The sequence below is a fragment of the Bacteroidales bacterium genome, assembly GCA_017521245.1.
GTDB lineage: Bacteria > Bacteroidota > Bacteroidia > Bacteroidales > G3-4614 > Caccoplasma_A.
In genome coordinates, this window is sequence record JAFXDI010000046.1 from 1 (window position 1) to 6429 (window position 6429).

Consider the following 6429-nt stretch of genomic DNA (forward strand, 5'->3'; position numbering starts at 1 on the left):
AACGATTTTTTTCGATTTAATTTGTATCTTTGCTTGTAAATTTGCTTATTTAGGTTTTATAAATACATTTTTAACCTATATTTAAGCCGAACAACCCCAATTTTACCAACTAATAGAGCAAAAGTACACGATAATGGCAGACGAGGATTCTTTAAACCACGAGAAAGAAGAAATTAACAATCCTGAAGTTTCATCAAAAGAGCATCAATCAAGTTCATCAGGCGAGAAAAAACTACACCTTACAGGTATGTATCAAAGTTGGTTTCTCGACTACGCTTCGTACGTGATATTGGAACGTGCTGTTCCTCATATTGAGGATGGTCTTAAACCTGTTCAACGCCGCATACTTCACTCAATGAATGAGCTTGAGGACGGAAGATACAATAAAGTTGCTAATGTTGTTGGTAACACAATGAAGTATCACCCTCATGGTGATGCATCAATTGGAGATGCTCTTGTTCAATTGGGACAAAAAGAGTTACTTATCGACTGTCAAGGTAACTGGGGTAATATTTTAACTGGCGACGGTGCGGCAGCACCTCGTTACATTGAGGCACGTCTGTCTCACTTTGCATTGGAGATTCTTTTTAACCCTAAAATAACTGAGTGGAAACCATCTTACGACGGAAGAAACAATGAGCCTGTTACACTTCCTGTAAAATTCCCATTGCTTCTTGCTCAAGGAGTTGAGGGTATTGCTGTTGGTCTATCTTCAAAGATATTACCTCATAACTTTAATGAACTTCTCGATGCCTCTATCGCATACTTAAAAGGTGAGGATTTTGAGCTATACCCCGATTTCCAAACAGGGGGTTATGTTGATGTATCAAAATATAACGATGGAGAACGTGGTGGAACTATTCGTGTTCGCGCAAAAATAGAGAAAATTGATAATAAAACATTAGCAATTACCGAGATACCTTTTGGGAAAACCACAACAACCCTTATTGAGTCTATATTAAAAGCACAAGAGAAGGGTAAAATAAAGATAAGGAAGGTAGATAACAATACTGCCCAAAATGCCGAGATTTTAGTTTATCTTCAACCGGGCACATCATCAGATAAGACAATCGATGCACTATACGCCTTTACCGATTGTGAGGTAAACATATCACCTAACTGTTGTGTAATATGCGACCGTAAACCGCAGTTCTTAACCGTGAGCGAACTTCTTAGCAGAAGTACCGACAGAACAGTAGAACTTTTCAGAAATGAACTTACAATAAAACGTAACGAAATTTCGGAACGCTTACACTTTGCTTCGCTCGAGAGAATATTCATCGAAGAGAGAATATATAAAGACAAAGGATTTGAGCAAAGCAAAAATATGGATGAGGCTGTCAAACATATTGATGGCAGATTAGAGCCATTTAAAGAACTCTTCATAAGAGAGATTACACGTGATGACATCCTCAAACTTATGGAGATTAAGATGGGACGCATCTTAAAATTTAACTCCGATAAGGCAAATGAACAAATTGCCGCATACAAAGATGCAATTGCAAAAATAGATCATAATCTTGCTAACATTATCGACTACACAATAGATTGGTTTGTTCATCTGAAAGAGAAATATGGAGCAGACTATCCTCGTCGCACAGAGGTTAGAGGTTTTGACACAATTGTTGCTACCAAAGTAGTTGAAGCAAACGAAAAACTATATATAAACCGCGAAGAGGGCTTTATTGGAACATCGCTTAAAAAGGATGAGTTTGTATGTACTTGCTCTGATATAGATGACATTATAATCTTCTACAAAGATGGTAAATACAAAATTGTAAAGGTAGCCGACAAAATGTTTGTTGGTAAAAATATCCTATACCTGAATGTATTCAAAAAGAACGATACCAGAACAATTTACAACGTGATTTATCGCGATGGACGTGATGGACTTCAATATATGAAACGTTTTGCTGTAACAGGAGTATCACGCGACAAAGAGTATGACCTTACTCAAGGTAAACCCGGTTCAAGAATTACATGGTTCTCGGCAAACTCAAATGGAGAGGCAGAGGTCTTGAAAATAACGTTCAAACCCAAACCTCGAATGAAAGCCCTATATATTGAAAAGAGTTTCAGCGAAATTGCCATCAAAGGGCGTCAATCAATGGGTAACATTGTAACTAAGAACGAGATCCATAGAATCAGTCTAAAAGAGAAGGGAGAGTCAACTCTTGGAGGATTAAAAGTGTGGTTCGATCGCGATGTCCTTCGCCTAAACTACGATGGAAGAGGAGAGTATATTGGAGAGTTCTCAGGACACGATTCTATACTCGTAGTACTTAAGAATGGAGATTTCTACACCTCTAACTTTGATGTTACAAACCATTATGAAAACGATATTATAGTATTTGAAAAATATGAGGAAGGAAAAGTGTGGACAGCCGTTCTAAACGATGCTTCGCAACAAGGATACCCATATATCAAACGATTCCAAATGGAGAACTCTCGCAAGAAACAGAACTTCTTAGGAGAAAATCCCGATTCAACTCTAATACTACTTACCGATGAGCCATACGCACGAGTAGGAGTAACGTTCGGAGGTGGCGATTCATTCCGCGAATCAATGGAGGTTGAAGCAGAAGAATTCATCGGTGTAAAATCGTTTAAAGCCAAAGGAAAACGCCTTACAACATTTGAGGTAGAAGAGATTAAAGAACTTGAACCTACAAAACAACTTGAGGAGAAAGAACCTGAGGAGGTTGAGGCAGATAAGAACAAACAACCATTTGTTGATATAGATGACTCGGATACAGAAGAGACTCCACAAGAAGAGAACTTAACTCCTGATGAAAATGGTCAGATGCACCTCTTCTAAATTACACATTAAAATAGAATAACATTTATATAAAACACAAAAGAGGCTTCGTATGTGAAGTAAACCCCAAAGTTTTGACAAAAACTTTGGGGTTTACTTCATTTTAATATAGTCTCTTTACTTAATATTTATCCTTACGATTATCCGCAGTGGAAATATTTGCGTACAAGTTCGAGCATTGCTGCTTGATTTCCGTCTAATTCGGCACGTAATGTGCGGTCGTTATATGATGATAGTTTCTTTATAATTCCATCAATCATTGCAGGACTGAATACATTGTGTTTCTCAAATATTTCACGTTGTTTTGCCAAGCATTCTGCCGATGCTATACAGCTATCTGGTAGTTGCTCTAATGAATTTAGTTTATCGGCATTCTCCTCTTTGTGAATATTTACATTAACGTATGTCTTTTCTGCAATCTCTAAACCATTATCTATTTCAAATCCATAGCGACATGCTACGGCAAGACCTGCCAAAAGTTGGTATATGTCAGCAGAGCCATCGGGAGAACGCATCTCTACTGTTTGTTTTTGAGATGTATCATAGTTGCTTAGACTCTCTAATGGATTGGCAATTTTACACATGTCGGTTTTTGCTGCCCATCCAAGTGGAACACGCACCAATACCGAGCGATTTCTATCTCCCCAGCAGATGTTTGTTGGAGCCTCTTGGTGAGGTACTAAACGGAAGTATGATGTTGGATTGGTATTGCCAAATGCAGTTATTGAAGGAGCTAATACCATCATTCCTGCAATGGCTTTACGTGCTGTTGCTGAAAGGATACCATTATCAAGCATTTGGTTTTGTCCATCTTTTACAATGCGCATATGAATGTGTAATCCTGAGCCTGCTTTGCCTGTTGTTATTTTTGGGGCAAATGTTATATCGTATCCCATTTGGTATGCAAGGTTACGGATTATCCATTTTGCAACCATAAGTTGGTCGGCTGCATCTTGCGCTCTTACAGGGAGGAATTCTATTTCGTTTTGTTCATACACCATTCCGTCAATACTGAAATTTCCAACCTCAGAGTGTCCGTACTTTATTTGACCTCCTGCTTGTGCTATATATGCCATACAGCGAGTGCGGAACTCGTTAAATTTAGCGTATGGCGCTGACTCGTGATAACCTTTTTGGTCGGTTGCAGGGAATGCTTCTTCATCAGGAGCTATGACATAATACTCCAGCTCTCCCATTGCTTGAAACTCCATACCTGTAACTTCATTAAATGCTTTGCAAGCTTTTTCAAGAGTATTCTCTGGAGAACTTTCAAGTGGCTCACCATCTTTATTGAAGTATGAACACAACATTGAGAGGGTTGGTATCTCTGCAAAGGGATCCAAGAAAGCAGTTTTAAAACGAGGTATTACATACAAGTCGCTGCTTCCTGCCTCAATAAAGGGGAATAGACTCGAACCATCAACACGCTCACCGCATGTTAAAATAGCATCGAGATATGCCATATTGTTAATTACAAAGTTTAAAGTCTTTAGACGTCCATCTCCTGCGGGATACATAAAGTTAATCATTTGTATTCCATTTTCATCAATGTAACGTATAATATCTTCTTTGGTAAACTCTTTTGCCGGTTTCCCTAAATAAGAAACAAGGGCATTTGCATTTAAAGCAAGTTCTTTATCCATAATTATATAACTATTTGTTTAGTTCAAATTTTATTTAACAGTTCAAATTTTATTTAACAGTTCAAATTTTATTTAACAGTTCAAAATTAATAAAAAGTTTTATTTTTCATTAAACTCTTCTTGATTTTTTAAAGCAAGAGATTACCTTTGTAGCTAAATTTTAGCAAAATAATTACAATTAAAAAGATATTTTATGTTGGTAAACAAGATTACACAACTTATAGGCAATACACCTTTGCTTCACGCAAGAGAGTACGAAAAGAACGTTATGGCTGGTGCTAATATATTTGTTAAATTAGAGTATTTTAATCCAGCGGGAAGCGTAAAAGATAGAGCTGCTTTTTTTATGGTGGAGGATGCTGAGAAAAGAGGCGTTCTAAAACCTGGGGCTACTATTATTGAACCTACAAGTGGCAATACAGGTGTTGGGTTGGCTCTTGTTGCAACGGTAAAGGGATATAAACTTATACTTACTATGCCCGAGAGTATGAGTGTTGAACGCCGTAAACTTCTTGCTGCACGAGGAGCTATAATTGAACTTACTCCAGCGAGTGCAGGTATGAAAGGAGCTGTTGAGAGAGCAAAAGAGTTACAATCTCAAATTGATGGAGCTGTTATTCTTCAACAATTCGACAACCTGTCAAATGCTGAAGCGCACTACCAAACTACGGCAAACGAGATATGGAACGACCTTAATGGTAATGTAGATATTTTTGTTGCAGGAGTTGGCACTGGTGGTACAATAAGCGGTAATGGCAAACGTCTTAAAGAGCTTAATCCAAATGTAAAGATTGTTGCGGTAGAGCCTGCCGAAAGTGCTTTATTGAGTGGTAATAATGCAGGACCTCATAAAATACAGGGAATAGGGGCAAACTTTATTCCTTTACTTTACAATAGCGAGGTTGTTGATGAAGTTATTCCTGTTAGTGGAGAAGATGCATACGCTGCATCACGCTTAATATCTGCAACAGAAGGTGTATTAGTTGGCATATCGTCAGGAGCAGCACTCTATGCTGCCTCGCTTCTTGCATCCCGCTCCGAGAATAGAGGTAAAAACATAGTTGTAATTCTTCCCGATACAGGAGAGCGTTATCTATCGACAGACCTGTTTTAGTCATCTAAAAGTAGGGATTGCCCTATATCTTTCATATTTATATTTTATATATTTAATAACTCTCAAAAAACATCCTTTTTTTTGAGAGTTACTTAGAGTGAGAATATCTCTTTTCTATTTATTCTTCGTAAATTTAAAACTGACAAAACTCTTTGTGAATCAAAATATATCTATTAAATTTGCAACGTGGTATAGAGTGTAATTAGAAGAGTTGACAGATGTCTGTTTGTAATCATTACTATGATTTGTAAGAGTTGTTGATTTTTTAGAAAAAATATCAATTAAATAACATATTATTAACAAAAAAGCTGTACTAAATGAAAAAATTAAGTTTACTTTCATTATTTGTAGCAGTATGTACTTTAGCATCTGCACAAAGTATTCCTTCTCACGAGCAATATGTGAAGATAGGAAGCGAGAAAGCGTGGTATCAAGCATACCAAAACTGGACTCCCGGCACACCCCTTTACAATGGGACAGATGCAGCGGAGAATGAGCAGTTCTTTATCTCACGTGTAAAACCACGTCAACGTTTCTCATTTACAGGAACGCAGGTAAAAGAGAGCCTTAACCCCGAAAGAAAACTATTGTGGTGGTGTCCTCTTGGAGTAGCCAATAATGGAAACTGGAATGGTCTTCCCTCATACTACTTTGGTGGCGAGGTATATTCAATGTGGAGTTATACCGATATTTACGGAAACTGGACAGCACCAATGATTCAAGCACCGGCAGCGTTCCTTGACGTTTGTCACAAAAATGGAGTACGATCAGGCGTTGTAGCATCAGTTCCTTTTGGAGCAGCACCAACACCAAGTGACGGTGGACACGGATCAAACATCAACGCCTTGACAACA

Annotated in this window: 4 protein-coding genes; 3 read left to right on the forward strand and 1 reads right to left on the reverse strand. The window is 37.9% G+C overall.

Going from position 1 to position 6429, the window contains the following annotated elements; translation table 11 throughout:
- Nucleotides 1–133 precede the first annotated feature (133 nt).
- Entirely contained in the window at nucleotides 134–2818 is a 2685-nt protein-coding gene (locus tag IKK64_06700; GenBank protein ID MBR4119750.1) for a DNA gyrase/topoisomerase IV subunit A, read from the forward strand.
- A 140-nt stretch (nucleotides 2819–2958) separates the two neighbouring features.
- On the opposite strand, the gene IKK64_06705 is transcribed toward IKK64_06700, so the two are convergent.
- The gene (locus IKK64_06705) at nucleotides 2959–4461 is read right to left on the reverse strand and encodes a glutamine synthetase (GenBank protein MBR4119751.1); all 1503 of its coding nucleotides are present in this window, start codon (nucleotides 4459–4461) and stop codon (nucleotides 2959–2961) included.
- A 193-nt stretch (nucleotides 4462–4654) separates the two neighbouring features.
- On the opposite strand from IKK64_06705, the gene cysK reads away from it, so the two are divergent.
- Together cysK and IKK64_06715 are read left to right on the forward strand one after the other, a co-directional pair.
- Nucleotides 4655–5575: a cysteine synthase A gene (gene cysK / locus IKK64_06710; GenBank protein ID MBR4119752.1), complete on the forward strand. Its 921-nt coding sequence runs from the start codon at nucleotides 4655–4657 to the stop codon at nucleotides 5573–5575.
- Nucleotides 5576–5892: 317 nt separating this feature from the next.
- A partial coding sequence (locus tag IKK64_06715) for a secretion protein Por (GenBank protein ID MBR4119753.1) occupies nucleotides 5893–6429 on the forward strand: 537 nt, incomplete at its 3' end.